At 70.3% G+C, this 16599-nt stretch carries 19 protein-coding genes; 12 read left to right on the top strand and 7 right to left on the bottom strand.

All coding sequences use genetic code 11. The annotated features are described in order from the left end of the window. Window positions 1-27: 27 nt before the first annotated feature. Both ACH34S_RS31840 and ACH34S_RS31835 read left to right on the top strand, forming a co-directional pair. Window positions 28-675 (top strand): tol-pal system YbgF family protein, encoded by a 648-nt coding sequence (locus ACH34S_RS31840; RefSeq protein ID WP_395956541.1) that lies wholly within the window; start codon window positions 28-30, stop codon window positions 673-675. Between the two features lie 424 nt (window positions 676-1099). Next, window positions 1100-1315, top strand: a complete 216-nt coding sequence (locus tag ACH34S_RS31835) for a hypothetical protein (RefSeq protein ID WP_395956540.1) — start codon at window positions 1100-1102, stop codon at window positions 1313-1315. A gap of 410 nt (window positions 1316-1725) precedes the next feature. Here ACH34S_RS31835 and ACH34S_RS31830 read toward each other — a convergent pair whose 3' ends face one another. Beyond that, the gene (locus ACH34S_RS31830) at window positions 1726-2250 is read right to left on the bottom strand and encodes a hypothetical protein (RefSeq protein WP_395956539.1); all 525 of its coding nucleotides are present in this window, start codon (window positions 2248-2250) and stop codon (window positions 1726-1728) included. A 37-nt stretch (window positions 2251-2287) separates the two neighbouring features. Between ACH34S_RS31830 and pyrE the strand changes: the two genes are divergently transcribed. Continuing rightward, window positions 2288-2824, top strand: a complete 537-nt coding sequence (gene pyrE, locus ACH34S_RS31825) for an orotate phosphoribosyltransferase (RefSeq protein ID WP_395956538.1) — start codon at window positions 2288-2290, stop codon at window positions 2822-2824. A 60-nt stretch (window positions 2825-2884) separates the two neighbouring features. On the opposite strand, the gene ACH34S_RS31820 is transcribed toward pyrE, so the two are convergent. Together ACH34S_RS31820 and ACH34S_RS31815 are read right to left on the bottom strand one after the other, a co-directional pair. Then, window positions 2885-3265, bottom strand: coding sequence for a RodZ domain-containing protein (locus tag ACH34S_RS31820; protein ID WP_395956537.1), 381 nt, complete (start codon window positions 3263-3265; stop codon window positions 2885-2887). Between the two features lie 111 nt (window positions 3266-3376). Continuing rightward, window positions 3377-4102 carry a DedA family protein gene (locus ACH34S_RS31815; RefSeq protein WP_395956535.1) on the bottom strand — a complete coding sequence of 242 codons (726 nt, stop codon included), beginning with the start codon at window positions 4100-4102 and terminating at the stop codon, window positions 3377-3379. A 240-nt stretch (window positions 4103-4342) separates the two neighbouring features. On the opposite strand from ACH34S_RS31815, the gene fbaA reads away from it, so the two are divergent. The 5 genes from fbaA (at window position 4343) to ACH34S_RS31790 (ending at window position 7402) form a co-directional block, all read left to right on the top strand. Further along, on the top strand, window positions 4343-5365 hold the full coding sequence (gene fbaA / locus ACH34S_RS31810) for a class II fructose-bisphosphate aldolase (protein WP_395956533.1): 1023 nt from the start codon (window positions 4343-4345) through the stop codon (window positions 5363-5365). Between the two features lie 168 nt (window positions 5366-5533). Beyond that, a complete protein-coding gene (locus ACH34S_RS31805) occupies window positions 5534-5983 on the top strand; it encodes a winged helix-turn-helix transcriptional regulator (RefSeq protein WP_395956532.1) in 450 nt (149 codons plus the stop codon). Between the two features lie 46 nt (window positions 5984-6029). Then, the gene (locus tag ACH34S_RS31800) at window positions 6030-6539 is read left to right on the top strand and encodes a GNAT family N-acetyltransferase (protein WP_395956531.1); all 510 of its coding nucleotides are present in this window, start codon (window positions 6030-6032) and stop codon (window positions 6537-6539) included. 58 nt (window positions 6540-6597) lie between these two features. Next, entirely contained in the window at window positions 6598-7020 is a 423-nt protein-coding gene (locus ACH34S_RS31795) for a DUF3151 domain-containing protein (RefSeq protein ID WP_395956638.1), read from the top strand. Between the two features lie 121 nt (window positions 7021-7141). Continuing rightward, entirely contained in the window at window positions 7142-7402 is a 261-nt protein-coding gene (locus tag ACH34S_RS31790; protein WP_395956530.1) for a hypothetical protein, read from the top strand. Between the two features lie 6 nt (window positions 7403-7408). Here the strand turns inward: ACH34S_RS31790 and ACH34S_RS31785 are convergent, their stop codons facing one another. Next, window positions 7409-8905, bottom strand: coding sequence for an FAD/NAD(P)-binding protein (locus ACH34S_RS31785; protein WP_395956528.1), 1497 nt, complete (start codon window positions 8903-8905; stop codon window positions 7409-7411). Window positions 8906-8963: 58 nt separating this feature from the next. On the opposite strand from ACH34S_RS31785, the gene ACH34S_RS31780 reads away from it, so the two are divergent. The 3 genes from ACH34S_RS31780 (at window position 8964) to ACH34S_RS31770 (ending at window position 12300) form a co-directional block, all read left to right on the top strand. Beyond that, window positions 8964-10058 carry a response regulator transcription factor gene (locus ACH34S_RS31780; RefSeq protein ID WP_395956527.1) on the top strand — a complete coding sequence of 365 codons (1095 nt, stop codon included), beginning with the start codon at window positions 8964-8966 and terminating at the stop codon, window positions 10056-10058. Window positions 10059-10178: 120 nt separating this feature from the next. Beyond that, a complete protein-coding gene (locus tag ACH34S_RS31775) occupies window positions 10179-11462 on the top strand; it encodes an adenylosuccinate synthase (protein WP_395956526.1) in 1284 nt (427 codons plus the stop codon). A 1-nt stretch (window position 11463) separates the two neighbouring features. Continuing rightward, a complete protein-coding gene (locus ACH34S_RS31770; RefSeq protein WP_395956525.1) occupies window positions 11464-12300 on the top strand; it encodes a glycerophosphodiester phosphodiesterase family protein in 837 nt (278 codons plus the stop codon). 108 nt (window positions 12301-12408) lie between these two features. Here ACH34S_RS31770 and ACH34S_RS31765 read toward each other — a convergent pair whose 3' ends face one another. Next, complete coding sequence (locus tag ACH34S_RS31765; protein WP_395956524.1) at window positions 12409-13446, bottom strand: glycoside hydrolase family 43 protein; 1038 nt, start codon at window positions 13444-13446, stop codon at window positions 12409-12411. Continuing rightward, a complete protein-coding gene (locus ACH34S_RS31760; RefSeq protein ID WP_395956523.1) occupies window positions 13443-14273 on the bottom strand; it encodes a hypothetical protein in 831 nt (276 codons plus the stop codon). Before ACH34S_RS31760 ends, ACH34S_RS31765 begins: the two co-directional genes overlap by 4 nt. A 530-nt stretch (window positions 14274-14803) precedes the next feature. Here ACH34S_RS31760 and ACH34S_RS31755 point away from each other — a divergent pair. After that, window positions 14804-15235, top strand: coding sequence for a hypothetical protein (locus tag ACH34S_RS31755; protein WP_395956522.1), 432 nt, complete (start codon window positions 14804-14806; stop codon window positions 15233-15235). Window positions 15236-15452: 217 nt separating this feature from the next. Here ACH34S_RS31755 and ACH34S_RS31750 read toward each other — a convergent pair whose 3' ends face one another. After that, entirely contained in the window at window positions 15453-16538 is a 1086-nt protein-coding gene (locus ACH34S_RS31750; RefSeq protein WP_395956521.1) for a magnesium and cobalt transport protein CorA, read from the bottom strand. Between the last annotated feature and the right edge of the window lie 61 nt (window positions 16539-16599).

Here is a 16599-nt window from a genome sequence, read left to right as displayed (position 1 = left end):
TCGCGCGACGGCGGGTAGCGTTGAAGCGTGACGCACGTGACGGAAGACGACCTCGACGACCTGGAGTTCGACACCCTGCGCACCGGCGATCACATCTCGGCGGCCCGCCGGCTGTCCGAGCTGGCCGAGTCGGTGTCCGGCGGGGTGTCACGCGCCAACGTGCTGCTGCGCGCCGGAGAGCAGTGGCAGCACGCGGGCGACCACGCCAAGGCCGCCGAGCTGTACCGCAGAGCCATGGACGACGGCGGCGAGACCTACGGCGACCCGCGCGCCTACCTCGCCGACGCCCTGTTCGAGCTGGGCCGCGCCGACGAGGCGCGCACCCTGGTGGAGCAGATCCGCGCCGACCGCCCGCGCGACCCCGAGGTCTACCGCACCGTGGCCGAGGTCCTCTACGCCCAGGGCGACGCGACCGGCGCCCACGAATGGGCCACCAGCGGCGCCGACGTCATCCTCGCCCTGCGCGACCGCGCCGTGGGCACCGGCATCGGCGGCGGCCCCGACGAACCCCCCGCCCCCGAGGCCGACTCCCTCACCCCGGGCCCCGACGACGTCGCCATCGCCGAGGACAGCCTCGAAGCCCTCCTCCGCCTCCGCTACCGCGCCCGCATCGACCTGGGCCGCGGCGAAGACGACTACGACGCCCTCCTGGACGACCTCCTGAAGAACGCCTAGCTGCCCAGGGGGACGCCCCCTGGAATCCCTGAACCGAGCCGGTCGACCCTCACGTCCCGGCGCGGATCAGTTGTGACCACGCCGGTCTGTGGCGTGCCGCTGCGGCGCCCCGCCTACATCAGGACGTGCGGCCGCCGCCGGCGCCGCCCCGTGATCGGCGGCTCGGTCAACGCTCGAAAGGTCCCCGAGACGGGGCGTGCGTTCACTCTCGCCGCGGGACCAATCCCCATGAACCGAGCCGCAAGGATCACTTCGCCTCATTGACTACATTGCAAGCTTACATATACACAGCGTAGTTTTTTGGACTGTGAGTCATCAATTCGTAACTCAAAGCGATTGTCTGCTGCGGATGGTGATGACATGATTTCTCTCGGTCACCGCAAAAGCGGTACCGACCCATCCCCCCGGAGGAACTGTGAAGTTCATGTCCTTGACCGCCAAGACCCTCGTCGTGGGCGCCGCGTTCGCCGCGCCCACGCTGGCCTCCTCGGCCGCGCTCGCCGACGTCATCGTGGCCCCCCAGGTCGCGCCCGTGGTGGTCCCCGTGGTCGCGCCGAACGTCCAGGCGAACGTGCAGCCCATCGTGCAGCAGAACATCCAGCCGAACATCCAGCCGGGCGTCGGCAACAGCGCCGGCTGACCGGCCGGCACCCTGGGCGGTCTTCGGATCCCCTCGGCACGGCAGGCCTCACGCAGTTCCCAGCCTGCCGTGCCCGTGGCCGCCCTAGCGGTCAAGCACGACAATCCCCACCTACCGGCGTTGCCGGAGGTCAGCGGGGCGCGCCCCGGGCCGGTGCTCGCGACGTGACAGAAGCGTGGCCATAGATCCCACCACCGCTCTGTCCGTTCACCGGCCCCGGGCGCGTCACCCGATTCCCGTGCCGAAACGTGGCCGTTCCACGGTGGCACGCACTAAGCAACAGGGCGAAGAGGCGACGAGCCGTGGGAACGGCGTCGATGCACACGCCGATACTCACCACACCGCACAGCCCCTTAACGACATCGGCCTTGCCCGACATTTGCGAGGCAAGGGGTGCGGCACGCTCCCTCTCACAGCTCCATGAGGAGCTCGCTCAGCGACTGGGCCACCGCGGCCGGGGGCTCGTGTTCGGTGACCGGCCAGCCGCGGAGGCGAGCCTCTCTGATGGCCTGGTCGTGGCCGGAGGAGGCGGAGCGGTCCGCGTGGGTCCGGAGGTAGCCGCAGGGCGCCTCCGGCCAATCTGGGGGCATGGGGACGTCATTCTGCGGCGACTCGTGGTCGTGGCGCAGCGGGCGGGGCAGGTCGGCGTCGATGAAAACGTATCCGGCGATCGGACGGTGTGCCGCGCGCTGCGCGAGGGCGATGCCGGGCAGGAGCGGTCCGGCGGCGCCGTGCGCGGCCAGCGCGAGCGGCGGGACGGGGCCGGTCGCGCTGATGGTGAGCGAGACGCGGGCGATGTAGCGGGGGCCGGTGTCGTCGGGGACGTCCGGAGCGATCACGTCCAGGCCGTACGAGCGGAGCATCTCCGGCAGATCGCCCCAGGCGGCGGCGGAGGAGTTCGGCTCGTGCAGCAGGACCAGCGTTCCCGGCGTCATGCCGGGCACCGTACACGGCGGCAATAGGGTTCTTCACGTGAGCGATCGTGATGAGCTGCTGCGGCAGATCAAGGGCAAGGCCGTGGTGCACGGCGACTTCGTGCTGTCCTCGGGGAAGCGGGCGTCCTGGTACGTGGACCTGCGGCGGGTGACGCTGGACGGGTCCGCCGCGCCGCTGGTGGGGCGGGTCATGCTGGACGAGACCGCCGACCTGGACTACGACGCCGTCGGCGGCCTCACGCTCGGCGCCGACCCGGTGGCGACCGCGATGCTGCACGCGGCGGCGGCCCGCGGCCGGACGCTGGACGCGTTCGTCGTGCGGAAGGCGGGCAAGGCGCACGGGCTGCAGCGCCGCATCGAGGGCCCGGACGTGGCGGGCCGCAGGGTCCTCGCCGTCGAGGACACCTCGACGACGGGCGGGTCCGTCCTCACCGCGGTGGAGGCGCTGCGCGAGGCGGGCGCGGAGGTCGTGGCGGTCGCGACGATCCTGGAGCGCGGCGCCGCCGGGCGCATCGCCGAGGAGGGGCTCACCTACCGCCACCCCTACGACGTCACCGACCTGGGCCTGAACTGACCGCCCGACCGCGTCGACCGATCACATCGACCGGCCGCGTCGAACGACCCGGACCCCGGCCTAACCGCGGCGGGCTTTGACGAACCATTCGGCGCGGCGGCCGTCCGGCTTCTGCGGCTGCACCTTGCCGTGGATGACGACCTGCAGCGCGCCGCCGTTCTGCGCGACGACCTGCAGCGGCGTCTCCCGGTAGTTGCGCGTCTCACCCTGGTTGAGGGTGCCCTGGGTGAGGACCTTGCCGCCGGTGTCGGCGACCCGCACCACCACGAAGGTCGCCGGGCCGGTCACGCGGATCACCAGCGGCAGCGCGACCGCCGGCGAGTTCGCGGTCTCCGGGGACGGTTCACCGCTCTCGGTGTCCTCGGTGTCTTCGGCGGCAGGGCGGCTCGCACTCGACGACGGGCCCTTCTGTTCAGGTTCGCCGGAGAGCGCATTGACCAAAGCCAGGCCTCCGCCGACGAGAAGGGCCAAGGCGGCCATCACGGCGACAGCCGCGATCAGTATGCGCGCGAGACCCCTAGGGTCCGACCGGTGACGTCCCACATGGGGAGGTTAGCGATAACTGTCACCGCTGAGCGACGGACGTGACTCTTCGGGGTCATTCTTATTTGGACCCTGGTCCGCTTTGCGGCCTTTCAGGACCTCTCGGACGATCGGGATGACCGACAGCACAAGGATCACCGCGACACCCGGCAGGATGTATCGGTCGACGTGCGGGACCTCGGAACCGAGGAAGTGACCGAGTAGGAACAGGCCGTCCGTCCAGACGATGGCGCCGACGCAGTTCCAGATGAAGAACTGGCGGGCGCTCATGCCGAGCATCCCGGCGAGCGGGTTCAGGAACGTCCGGACGATGGGGATGAACCTGGCCAGAACCACGGCTCTGGCCGGACCGAAACGCACGAAGTAGTGCTCGGCCTTCTCCACCCACTCCTGCTTGAAGATTCTGGAGTCGGGACGATCAAAGAGTTTTCGGCCATACCGGGCACCGAGGAAGTGGCCGAGCTGGGCGCCGGCGATCGCCGCGATCGGGCCGCCGACGAGCAGCACGGGCAGCGACAGCTTCTGGAACTCCTCGCCGTTGATGGTCGAGACCGCCGTGAGGATCCCCGCCGTGAACAGCAGCGAGTCACCCGGCAGGATGCAGCCGAACAGCAGTCCGGTCTCCGCGAAGATGATGACGAGCACGCCGATCGTCGCGAACGTGCCGAACAGCTGGAGCCACGCTTGCGGGTGCAGCCACTCGGTGATGTCGAGGGGAAGGGTCGAGAGATCCACACGGCGAGCGTACCTTTCCACACGCTCCGATTAGGCGGGATACTGAGCGTGGACGGCATGCCCGACCCGGAAAAGCGCGTGACCTTGGCTCGTGCTTGGGTATGCGGACGTCCGGGTGCTACCGCCCGCTGGACGCCCGGCGGCACATCTGAACGTCCCGATCCGGCGACGCCGCGCCGGCGATGACTCTGGCGACCGGCCGGACGACGACGTTCACTGCGTATGAAAGGACGCTGACCAATGCCCATCGCAACGCCCGAGACCTACGCGGAGATGCTCGACCGAGCGAAGCGGGACGGCTTCGCCTTCCCCGCGATCAACGTGACGTCCAGCCAGACGCTGAACGCCGCGCTGCGCGGCTTCGCGGAGGCCGAGAGCGACGGGATCGTGCAGGTGTCGACCGGAGGGGCCGAGTACCTGTCCGGCTCCACCGTGAAGGACATGGTCGTCGGCGCGAGCGCGCTCGCCGAGTACGCCCGGGTCGTGGCCGCCAAGTACCCGGTGAACATCGCCCTGCACACCGACCACTGCCCGAAGGACAAGCTGGACGGCTTCATGCGTCCGCTGATCAAGATCTCGCAGGAGCGGGTGGCGCGCGGCGAGGAGCCGCTGTTCCAGTCGCACATGTGGGACGGATCGGCGGTCGAGCTGCACGAGAACCTGCAGATCGCGGCCGAGCTCCTCGACGAGTGCGCCAAGGCGCGGATCATCATGGAGATGGAGATCGGCGTCGTCGGCGGCGAGGAGGACGGCGTCGCCAACGAGATCAACGAGAAGCTGTACACGACGCCCGGCGACGCGCTCGCGACCGCCGAGGCCGTCGGTGTGGGCGAGAAGGGCCGCTACATCCTCGCGGCGACGTTCGGGAACGTGCACGGCGTGTACAAGCCGGGCGCGGTGAAGCTGCGTCCCGAGGTACTCAAGGAGATCCAGGACGCGGTGGCCGCCAAGCACGGCAAGGACAAGCCGTTCGACCTGGTGTTCCACGGCGGCTCCGGCTCCACGCTGGAGGAGATCCGCGAGGCGGTGTCGTACGGCGTCATCAAGATGAACATCGACACCGACACCCAGTACGCGTTCACCCGCCCGGTGGCCGACCACATGCTCCGCAACTACGACGGCGTGCTGAAGGTCGACGGCGAGGTCGGCAACAAGAAGCAGTACGACCCGCGCTCCTGGGGCAAGGCGGCCGAGTCCGCGATGGCCACGCGGGTTGTGGAGGCGTGCGAGAGCCTCCAGTCCGCGGGCCAGAAGCTGAAGTAGCGCGGCAGGTCCGTCACGCTCGCCGCAGGGGCGGCGATGCGGCGAGCGTGACGGCGGCGCAGTGCGGGCGTGGTGGTGGAGATCGTCCAGGTCAGGCGGCGGTTCCGGAAGGTGCCGTCCGGCTGGACGGCGCGCGTTGTTTGACGAAACTTGGGTAGTGTCGGAGGTGTGGCACTACCCCGCACTTACGAGTCACAGAACTGCTCGATCGCGCGGTCGCTGGAGATCGTGGGCGACCGCTGGACGCTGCTGGTGATCCGCAGCGCCTTCCATGGCGTGCGCCGCTTCGACGACTTCCAGGACGAGCTCGGCGTCGCGCGCAACGTCTTGGCCAACCGGCTCGCCCGGCTGTGCGACGAGGGCATCATGCGCCGCGTCCCGTACCAGGAGCGGCCGGAGCGGTACGAGTACCGCCTCACCCGCAAGGGCGTCGAGCTCTGGCCCGCCATGATGACGCTGATGATGTGGGGCGACCGGCACTACGCCCCCGACGGGCCACCGCTGATCATCGGCCATCGCGGCTGTGGCGGCACGCTGACCCCGCGGTTCACCTGCGACACCTGCGGCGCGATCCTGGGCCCGGGCGACGTCGAACCCCAACCGGGCCCGGCCGCCTGACCTTTATCAGTTGCTTCACGAAACCTTTTGCGGTCCAATGAGTTTCATGAAGCTACTTAAGGAGCATGGCACCGGGGGCTGCCGTGTCCTGGTGCGCCCGTACGGCGTCGCCGACCGCGACGGCGTCCGGCGGATGTCGGATCGGCTGTCCACCACCAGCCTCTACACCCGCTTCTTCTCGGGCACCCCGTACATCCCCGACCACTACCTGCGCCTGCTGGACGCGCTCGACCACTGGGACCGCGAGGCCCTGGTCGCGCTGGACGGCGACGAGATCATCGGCAGCGCCGAGTACGTCCGCCTCCCCAAGCGCCCCTGGTGCGCCGACGTCGCCGTGCTCGTCACCGACCCGTGGCAGCGGCACGGCGTCGGCAGCGCGCTGGTCGCCCGCCTCGCCGAGCTGGCCGAACGCCGCGGCATCAGCGAGTTCGGCGCGGACGTCACCCTCACCAACCGGGGCGGCATCCTCTTCATCCGGCACGGCTGGCCCGCGGCGCACCCGACCAGGGACGGCGGTGCCGCGCGTTTCCTGCTCCCGCTGCCGATGCCCGCCTAGCCTGCGCGGACATCGTCGGGCCCCCTGGGTTGATACCGGCATGACAGGCCTGCTTACGATGACCCGCATGACCCAGAACCTGCTCGGCGGCCCGCCTCCGACCGAACTGCCGGACAACATCGAGGCCCGCACGGCCCTGGAGAACGGCGTCGACCCGTTCGAAGTCGCCGCGCGCCACCCCGACCATCCGGGCGCCTGGGCAGAGCTGGCCGACCGCGCCTTCGCGAACGGCAGCGTCATCGACTCCTACGCGTTCGCCCGCACCGGCTACCACCGCGGCCTCGACCAGCTCCGCCGCGCCGGCTGGCGGGGCCAGGGCCCCATCCCGTGGGAGCACGAGGCCAACCGCGGCTTCCTCCGCGCCCTGCACGCCCTCGGCCGCGCCGCCGCCGCCATCGGCGAGGACGACGAGGCCGAACGCTGCCGGACGTTCCTCCGCGACAGCAGCGAAACCGCCGCCAACACCCTCACCACCACCTGACCCAGGGCCGGTCACGCGCGCACCACCAAGCCATCGCCACGCGGACCCGACGGTCGGCGGCGGTCGTGATCCGGCAACGTTGTGTGTCCTATGACCGTGTCCGTCCGCTTAACCCCGCCTATTGCTCGCACTCGGCATCGGCGGGTTGGCGGTGGCCAGCCTGGTCTTGGTCCGCCGCGCCGACGCCGGATGGTCGATCTGCGTGTGGCCGCTGGCGCCCCACCGGCCGGAGCCGCGCGGACCACCAACTCCGCCGTGTTATCTGGAGCAGAGGACCGGCTGGATCGTCGTCGTGCCCGTCCGCCGCCTCAAGGGCCCCCGAAGTGAGATCGAGATGGCCCTCGCCCGATACGCCGGTCCCCACTGGGGCGGCAACGCCTGATCGTTGTCACCTTTCCCTGCCGATGGACAGGGACGTCCGATGCGCCTGGGCGGCCACGCCGGGGATGCCGGACACGAGGAACGGGCCGCCGCCGGCCAGGTCGCCGACCACGTGCAGCCGGGGATCGGGACGGCCGCCGACGACGATCCTGCCCGTGCCGGGGTCGGTGACGAGGCCGCCGTCCGGATGCTGGGCCGCGCCCTGGCCGAGCAGGGACGAGACGAGCCGTTCCGCCGCCCGGGGGATCGCGTGCGGCGGCGGGTTCACCGCGTTGATCACGACATCGGCGGTGCGCTGGCCCGCCGCGTGCACGATCCGGAACGCGTCGCCGGGCTCGATCTTCTCGATCCCGGAGAGCGATTCCAGCGTCCCCGCGTCGAACAGCTCCAGGAGGACGGCGGCGTTGCCGGGCACCATCGGCGAGGCGAGGCCTGTGATCGTCCGGTAGTGGCGGGTGCGGAGCAGTTCCCGGTCGGCCGCCCGCAGCAGCCGCCATGCGACGGCCCCGGCGGTGTGGGCCGCCTCTTGCAGGATCCGCCGTCCGAGGTGGGGATCGTCCACCAGGGCGAGTTGTTCCCGCAGTGCCTCGGCCGGGCGCCGGTTCGCCGTCGCGGTGATCCAGGCGGCGAGGTCGTCCCAGCTCTCGCCGCGTTCCGCCAGCTCGCTGCGGATCAGCCTGGCCAGCACCGCCAACGGCACGGAGCCGCCGAGTGATCGCAGGCGATCTGGCGTCAGGTGGCGGATGCCCGTTTCGGCCGGACGCTGCCAGACGTAGGGCAGCGTCCCGCTTCGCGATACCAGGCTGATCCTGCCGGTGTGCCCGCGCGCGGCCAGCGACGCCACGATGTCGACGGCGGTCAGTCCGCCGCCGATGACGGCGACGTCCCGTCCGGGCGGGATGTCGGCGAGGGTGCGTGCCAGCGGGTAGGGGTCGGGGACGAACCCGGGCGCCCCCGCCAGCCCGTAGTGGTCGAGGGGCGTACCGCCGCCGACGCACACGACGACCTGATCGGCGGTGTGCAGCCGTCCGTCCGCGGTCTGCACGGCCAGGCGCTCGCCCATGAACACCCCGGTCACAGCCGCCTGGATCACCGCCGTCCGGTCGAATCGGGCGACCGCGGCCTCCGCCGTGTCTTCGAGGTACCGGCCGTAGACGGCGCGCGGCGGGATCGGACGCCCGAGCCGCTCATCCGCATAGGCTCCGGCCGACGCGTCGTGCTCGCGGAGCCAGCCCGCGTAGTGATCCCGGTCCCCGAACCGGATGGACATGATCTCCGGCGGGGCGTTGACCAGGACGGAGTCCAGATCGTCCTGGTAGGGACGGCCGCGCCAGGGCACCGGCGCGGGGTCGAACACGGTCACGGACGTCACCGTCGCGGGGTCCAGAGCGTCCAGCAGCCCGACGGCCGCGGCGCCCGCCCCGATGATCGCGATCTCCATGCCACCGAGCCTCGCCGCCCCGCAGCGCCCGTCCCACCCCTCCATCTCGGGGACGTCGCCCACCCCGAATCCCCCAAGTGGGGGGTACGGGCCGCGCAACACACCGGGCAGACTGAAATCCGTGATCGACCAGCGGGAAAGGCGCGCGCTCCTCGACCGGGCGGCGCACGCGCGAACCGCGTCCGACCTGTTCGGCAGCGCGTCCACCCGGCTCCGGCGCCTCGTCGACTTCCAGGCCGCCGCCTGGTCGGCGACCGACCCGGAGACCGGGCTGATCACCGCGCCGATGCACGTCGAGAACCTCGGACGCGGCGAGGACTGCTTCGCCTACTGGGAGTGCGCGCTCCTGGAGGAGACCGTGATCCCGTACCGCGAGCTGGCCCGCGCCGCGGTCCCCGCCGCCGGGCTCGCGGCCAGCACCGGCGGCCTGCCCGCGCGCAGCGCCCAGTACCGCAAACTCCTAGGCCGCCAAGGCGTGGGGGACGAGTTGCGCGCCGTCCTGCGCACCGGCGATCGGCCCTGGGGCGTCGTCAGCCTCTTCCGCGAGAAGGGCCGCGCCCCGTTCGGGCCGGCCGAGATCTCCCTAGTCGCGGCCTTGTCAGCGCCCCTGGCAGAACGGCTGCGGGAGCTCGTCCAGCCAGTAGCGTCCCCTGCGGCGCCACAGGAGCAGAACCCGGGGCTGATCCTGTTCGACCCGTCCGGAACACCCATCTCGATCAACGCCGAGGCACGCCACCACCTCGCCCGGCTCCCGCAAGGCCCGACGACCCCATCCCCGGTTGGCCCGCCCCTGCCGGTCTGGCTCATCGGGACGGCCGCGCAAGCCCGCGCCGTCGCCGCCGAGCACGACCGCGGAGCAGCCCGCATCCGGATCCGCACCCGCGACGGCCAATGGCTGGTCTGCCACGCCTCCTGCACAGATGGCCCGGACGGCACGCCCGGTCCCACCGCCGTGGTCGTCCAGCCCGCCGCCGGATCCGACATGGCGCCGATCATCGCGGACGCGTACGGGCTGTCCGCCCGCGAGCTGGAGATCACCCAGCTCATCGCGCGCGGCCTGGCCACCGGCGACATCGCCGTCGAGCTGGTCATCTCCCCGCACACCGTCCGCGACCACATCAAGGCCGTGTTCGCCAAGACGCGCGTCTCCAGCCGCGGCGAGCTGGTCGCCCGCCTGTTCGCGGAGAACTACTGGCCCCGCCGCACGGCCCCCTGACCGGCCCCGACGTTCGCCTCCGGTTTTCTTGCCGTCCAGGTGCGGGTACGCTTTGATCGCAAGAGGCCCCTTCGCGCGCTTGCGGCGACCGGGGCCTTCGTCGTGGGAAGGAAATGTGGCATGCCTGCCATCGTTCTTGTCGGGGCCCAGTGGGGAGATGAGGGCAAGGGCAAGGCCACGGACCTGCTCGGCGGGGACGTCGACTACGTCGTCCGCTACCAGGGTGGCAACAACGCCGGGCACACCGTCGTCATCGGCGACCAGAGCTACGCGCTGCACCTGCTGCCGTCCGGGGTGCTGTCGCCCGACGTCGTCCCGGTGATCGGCAACGGCGTGGTCATCGACCCGGCCGTGCTGCTCCAGGAGATCGACGGCCTGCGCGCCCGCGGGGTGAGCTGCGAACGCCTGCTGATCTCGGCGAACGCGCACCTGATCATGCCCCACCACCGGGCCCTCGACAAGGTCACCGAGCGCTACCTGGGCAAGGCCCGGATCGGCACCACCGGACGCGGCATCGGCCCCACCTACGCCGACAAGATCAACCGGATGGGCGTCCGGGTGCAGGACCTGTTCGACCCGAACATCCTCACCCAGAAGCTCGACCTGGCGCTGCGCGAGAAGAACCAGGTCCTGACGAAGGTCTACAACCGGCGCCGCATCGAGACCGGCCCGATCGTGCAGGAGTACGTGGAGTACGGCGAGCGGCTCAAGCCGTTCGTCGCCGACACGACGCTCGTCCTCAACAAGGCGCTCGACGACGACAAGGTCGTCCTGCTGGAAGGCGCCCAGGGCACGCTGCTCGACCTCGACCACGGCACGTACCCGTTCGTGACGTCGTCCAGCCCGACGGCGGGCGGCGCGTGCGCGGGCTCCGGCATCGGCCCCACCAAGATCAGCCGCGTGATCGGCATCATCAAGGCGTACACGACCCGCGTCGGTTCCGGCCCCTTCCCCACCGAGCTGCTGGACGAGCAGGGCGAGTACCTGCGCAAGACCGGCGGCGAGTACGGCGTCACCACCGGCCGCGACCGCCGCTGCGGCTGGTTCGACGCCGTCATCGCCCGCTACGCGACCCGCGTCAACGGCATCACCGACTACTTCCTCACGAAGCTGGACGTCCTGTCCGGTCTTGAGCGCGTCCCGGTGTGCGTCGCCTACGAGATCGACGGCGTCCGCGTGGACGAGCTGCCCACGACGCAGACCGATTTCCACCACGCCAAGCCCGTCCTTGAGTACCTGGACGGCTGGCGCGAGGACATCAGCGGCGCCAAGACCTTCGACGACCTCCCGAAGAACGCGCAGGCGTACGTCCGCGCGCTGGAGGAGATGTCCGGCTGCCGCATCTCCGCGATCGGCGTCGGCCCCGGCCGAGACCAGACGCTCGCCCTCCGCCCCCTCGTCTGACGTGCCCGTCGAGAACCACGGCCACCGAGGCGCCCGCGGCCTTCGCCCGGAGAACACCCTCCCCGGCTTCGTCCACGCCCTGGACCTCGGCGTGGACGCCATAGAGCTGGACGTGGGCCTCTCAGCCGACGGCGTGGTCGTCCTCAACCACGACCAGACCCTCTCCCCGGCCAACCTCACCGACACGGCCCCGGCCACCGAGAACGACCCGGCCTACCCCTACGTAGGCAAGAAGATCCGCGACCTGACCCTCGCCCAACTCCGCACCATCGACGCAGGCACACGCCGCCACGACCGCTTCACGCAAACCCCGGTCCCCGGCGCGAAAATCCCCACCCTCACCGAGGCCTGCGACCTCCTGGCCCCAGCACCCATAACCCTTTCGGTAGAACTAAAAACCGACCCCACCTGGCCCCTGACCGAGATCGACGACCTCCTCAACGCCACGGTGGCCGTCCTAGAAACCCACGACCTAACAGCCCGAACCCGCCTCCTGGCCTTCGACTGGCGCGTCCTGACAAGGGCCCGAGACCGACACCCGGGGTTCGGCCGAGTAGCCCTCTACGAACGCAAGACCCTCACCGAGAACACGAAATGGCTGGCGGGCCTCCCCCCAACCGACCCGGTCACCGCCGCCACGACAATCGGCGCCACAGCCGTCTCCCCAGAACACGTCCTGACAACGCCCGCCCTGGTGGACCAGGCCCACGCCGCAGGACTCCCGGTCATCGTCTGGACGGTAAACACCCCCGAAGACATGACCCGCTTCACCAAGTACGGCGTAGACGCAATAGTCACCGACTACCCCGACGTCCTCCGCCGACTTCTCGCCACCTAGCACGCGCGTCACGCCGCCGAAGAGCCACTGCTCTGCACCCTGACGGCCGGGTCCTTCCCGGTGTCACAGAGCTGATGGCCTTGATCCTGATCGAGCGTCCGGTCGGATTCATCGCAGGACGGGGTGGTCGTTCGTCCAGCCGAGGTCGGCCGTGTAGGTCCAGCGTGCTCCGTTTCCAGCGCACTCCCCTACCCAGCCGTGAAAGAAGACGCGCTCGCCGAGCACGTCGGCGCCGCCGGGGCCCCGCACCGCGCCGTCGAAGGTTTCGGTGGTCATCAGCGGCCGGCCGGACTTGCTGAAGGGTTCCGCGAGCGAAGGGGACACGGCGTAGCCGGTGAAGTATGCGTCGCTGCAGTATGGACCGCCCGAGTAGAGGAGCACGTACCGCGTGGGACGCTTGATCAGCACAGGCGCTTCGATCACGCCACGCTCGTCGGCGCGATCGTTGCGGATCAGTTCCTTGCGGGGGCCGACGAAGGTGATCCCGTCGGCCTGCACCTCCTGCAGCCAGATGATCGACGGGGTGCCGTTGTTCAGCGCGTTCCCGTCGTTCTTGTAGAGCAGGTATCTCTTTCCGCCGGTGTCGACGAAGCTCGCCGGGTCGATGTCCCCGCCCTCGCTCGGGTCGCAGACGAGAGGGCCGTTGCCTATGGGCCGGAACGGGCCGAGTGGTCCGGACGAGAGCGCGGCGCCGATGCACATGCGCGTGGGCGTGGTCGCGGCGCTCGGGGCGGTGAAGTACATGAGGAATCGGCCGTCCGCGCGCCGGGAGACGTCCGGCGCCCAGAAACCGCCTTCCCCCGTCGCCCAGGAAGGCCGGGTGAGCAGGGCGTCCCCGCGCATGGTCCACGGTCCGGAGGCGGATGGCGCAGTGGCGACCGGAACCGTGCCCGCCGAACTGCTGGTGGAGTAGGCGAAGACGGTCGACCCGGCCTGGATCACGTCCGGGTCCGGGAAATCGGTGGCGATGACGATCCTGGGACGCGCCGCGGCCGCCGCGAGGACCGGGTCCACCTGCGCCATGACCGTTGCCAGCGTGCAGATCAGCAGCACGGTACGTCCAGAAGATCGGGTCACACCATGCCGTCCGCGCGCCGCGCCGGGTGCACCGGGCACGAGCGCGGACCGTGGTCTGATGAGCTTCATCTCAGGTAGTCGAGGTCGCGCGCTCCCACCCAGGACTGGTTGGTGATGCGGTAGTGATGTGCGGCCTCACTCTCCGGGTGCTCTGTGCCGACATTGACGGTGTCGGCCCGGGACCAGTCGCCGTCGACCTTCTGCTCGACGAAGTAGGTGAACTCGTTGAAGTCCAATTCCGAGGACACGAACGTGTTGGTGATCGTGAGCTGGCGGCGCCCCACGGTCAGCACGGAGGGGAGGACGACGCTCTGGTCCTTCCAGCCCCGAGGTCCCCCGTCCAGGGGTTGCCACACCGCGGCCAAGGCCCCGTTCACGGTGATGGTGGCGGTCTGCCCCGCGATCATGGCGTCCAGACGGCGAGTCAGCCTTATCACCGTATGAGCGGGATCGACGGCCACGATGAATCGGCTCGACCCGCCCCTACCGAACGCGCGACCGTCGTCGGTCAGGTGTCGGGGAGGGGAGCCTGGATCGGCGAAGGTCAGAAGGCCGATGGTGGTGGCAAGGCCAGTGGCGGCGATCAGCCCGGCAACGTATCCGATGCGACGCCGAGCAGGTTTCCGCCCGCGGACGGGCTTGCCCTTGATGGGCAGCGTGGTCTGGCCGGCGATCGCGCTGCCGCCCTCAACCTCGCCGGGCGAGTTCTCGAGGACGGGCCCGCCCGGCTCTGCGCTGGCCGGTTGCGCAGCTATGACCTGCGCGGTGGGAAGCTGGGCGATTCTCACCCGTTCCCATGCCCGCGCCCAGTCGGCGAGTTGCTCCTCGGGGACCTGACATCCCCGCAGGAACGCCAACATCACCGCCTTCTTGGGGAACCTGCGTCCGGCCAGCATGTCCGAACAGGTGGCCCGCGCCAGCCGGGTCCCGCCCGCCCTGTCCGACCGTAGCTCCAGCTCCCGCAGGGACACATCGGCCCGCGCGTACTGCTCGGCCAGCAGCCTCGCCAGTTCCTCACCGCACGTCACCGAGTCCAACTCGGACCGTCGTACGGCCCGGAAGGCTTCTGGATCATCACTGATCGTCACGCCAGACCTCCGCGGTTGGGTTCTCCGCTGTCCTGACGCCGATTATCCCCCGATCGTGGCTGAGAGTGTCCGAGCAGTGACTGTACGTGTCCGATTGTGGTCGCCCGCCGTCCGAGCCCAGCCACGGCCCGGACGAAGGCGGACGAGCCCGTCCGACGCCCTGTTGGACACCCTCACCAGCGGGTTTTCCTCTTCTCAGGGCACCGGTCGGCCGCCGTCGCGCGGCGACGGTCACCGACCGTGAGCAGGCCCGCCCCGCACCACAGGAACACCACAAGAACAAGGCAACCGAACACATGAGTCTCGCCGCCAGAAGCAGCGAGACGGATGGGAGAACCATGCACACCACCGCGAAAGCAGCCGGCGCCGTGCTGGCCACCGCCGCCGCCGGCCTGCTGGCCGTGAGCGCCATGGGCGCCCAGGCCGGCGCCGCCGCCACGGCGACCGCCAAGCCCGAGCCCGCCGCCACCCAGGGCACGACCAAGGTTCTCAAGGACCGCCAGACCCTGCCCGGCATGAAGTCCCTGATGGGCCAGAGCGCCTCCAAGCGCATCGTCCTGAAGGGCTACACCTACGACAGTGTCTGGCACGACAACATGTCCTGGAGCGCCAACGTGCGCATCCACTCGGGCCAGTACGGCGCCTACACCACCTGCAGCGACGGCAGCACGCGCTACGGCCCGAAGCAGGGCCCCGGCTACTGGAGGTTCGGAGGCAACTGTGAGGGCGCCGGTCACTTGACGGAGTTCGGCGCCTACGGCAACGGCTGAGCGCAGGCCCGCGTCCGGGGCTCGCTCCCTTGACCGCCCGGGCGGTCAAGGGAGCTCTCCGTTGTCGGGCTGATGAGCGGGTGTCGGGGCTGATGAGCGGGCGCGCGGGATGGCCAGAACCTCCGGCATGACCTGAACTCCGCGGTGAGCGCCGACAACCGGAGCGAGAAAGACTCGTGCCGCGCAGCCGGGGGCATGGGGGGCGCCCCCCGATGAGCTACAACCAGCCGTTTCGGCGGAAGCCTCTGTAGAGGCTGAGACAGGCCGTTGCGATCACGGCGAGGATCATGGGGTAGCCGAAGCGCCACTGGGTTTCGGGCATGAAGTCGAAGTTCATCCCGTAGATCCCCGCTATGGCGGTGGGGACCATGAAGATGGCGCCCCAGGCGGAGATCTTCCGCATGTCGCGGTTGTCGGCGACGGTGACCTGGGTCATGTGGGCCTGCAGGATCGGGTTGAGGAGCTCGTCGTAGGCCTCGACCTGCTCGCGGACGCGGGTGAGGTGGTCCTCGACGTCGCGCAGGTACTCCTTGATCTCGGCGGGGACGAAGCGGCGTCCCGACAGGTGGCGCAGCGGTCCGGCCAGCGGCCCGACGGCGCGCTTGAGCTGGATGACCTCGCGCTTGAGGCGGTAGATGCGGCGGGACTCGTCGGTGCGCTCGGGGGAGAAGACGGCCTCTTCGACCTCGTCGATGTCCTCCATGACGGCTTCGGCGACGCCGACGTAGCCGTCCACGACGCGGTCGGCGACGGCGTGCAGGACGGCGGCGGGGCCGAGCGCGAGGCGGGCCGGGTCCTTCTCCAGGTCGCGGCGGACGGGGCCGAGCGCGCCGTGCTTGCCGTGCCGGACGGTGACGACGAAGTCGGGCCCGCAGAAGATCATGATCTCGCCGGTCTCGACGACCTCGGCGCTACCGGGGCCGGTGGAGACGTAGCCGACGGTCTTCATGACGACGAAGTGGACGTCGTCGTAGCGCTCCAGCTTGGGCCGCTGGTGGGCGTTGATGGCGTCCTCGACGGCGAGCGGGTGCAGCCCGAAGACCTCGGCGAGGTCGGTGAGTTCGGTGGCGGACGGCTCGTGCAGGCCGACCCAGACGAAGCCGGCGCTGTCGCCGTCGGCGGTGAGGCGGCCGTCGCGGATGAGGCGGACGGCGTCGGCGACGGTGTCGGTGGAGGCGCGGTGCCCGTCGATGTAGGCGGCCCAGTCGATGACGGCGGAGCCGCGGTGCGGTGCCTGGACGCCGGTGGGGCGGCCGCGGGTCTTGAACAGTGCGCGGCCCGGCCGGACACGTGTCATGGCCATGAGGTGCTCCTAACCCGCCGGCCACACGCGCGCTGGCGCGCTCGACCCAGGCCGGTCAGCG

The organism is Actinomadura sp. 3N508, assembly GCF_044326375.1.
In the GTDB taxonomy this organism is placed as follows: Bacteria; Actinomycetota; Actinomycetes; order Streptosporangiales; family Streptosporangiaceae; genus Spirillospora.
The sequence above is the reverse complement of the archived record's forward strand: the minus strand, read 5'-3'. Positions and strand labels throughout refer to the sequence as shown.

Coding starts and splice junctions, on each gene's coding strand:
- ACH34S_RS31835 (WP_395956540.1), top strand. CDS start 1,100: ATGTCCTTGACCGCCAAGACCCTCGTCGTGGGCGCCGCGTTCGCCGCG.
- ACH34S_RS31830 (WP_395956539.1), bottom strand. CDS start 2,250: ATGACGCCGGGAACGCTGGTCCTGCTGCACGAGCCGAACTCCTCCGCC.
- fbaA (WP_395956533.1), top strand. CDS start 4,343: ATGCCCATCGCAACGCCCGAGACCTACGCGGAGATGCTCGACCGAGCG.
- ACH34S_RS31800 (WP_395956531.1), top strand. CDS start 6,030: ATGAAGCTACTTAAGGAGCATGGCACCGGGGGCTGCCGTGTCCTGGTG.
- ACH34S_RS31795 (WP_395956638.1), top strand. CDS start 6,598: ATGACCCGCATGACCCAGAACCTGCTCGGCGGCCCGCCTCCGACCGAA.
- ACH34S_RS31775 (WP_395956526.1), top strand. CDS start 10,179: ATGCCTGCCATCGTTCTTGTCGGGGCCCAGTGGGGAGATGAGGGCAAG.
- ACH34S_RS31765 (WP_395956524.1), bottom strand. CDS start 13,446: ATGAAGCTCATCAGACCACGGTCCGCGCTCGTGCCCGGTGCACCCGGC.
- ACH34S_RS31760 (WP_395956523.1), bottom strand. CDS start 14,273: ATGCTGGCCGGACGCAGGTTCCCCAAGAAGGCGGTGATGTTGGCGTTC.
- ACH34S_RS31755 (WP_395956522.1), top strand. CDS start 14,804: ATGCACACCACCGCGAAAGCAGCCGGCGCCGTGCTGGCCACCGCCGCC.
- ACH34S_RS31750 (WP_395956521.1), bottom strand. CDS start 16,538: ATGGCCATGACACGTGTCCGGCCGGGCCGCGCACTGTTCAAGACCCGC.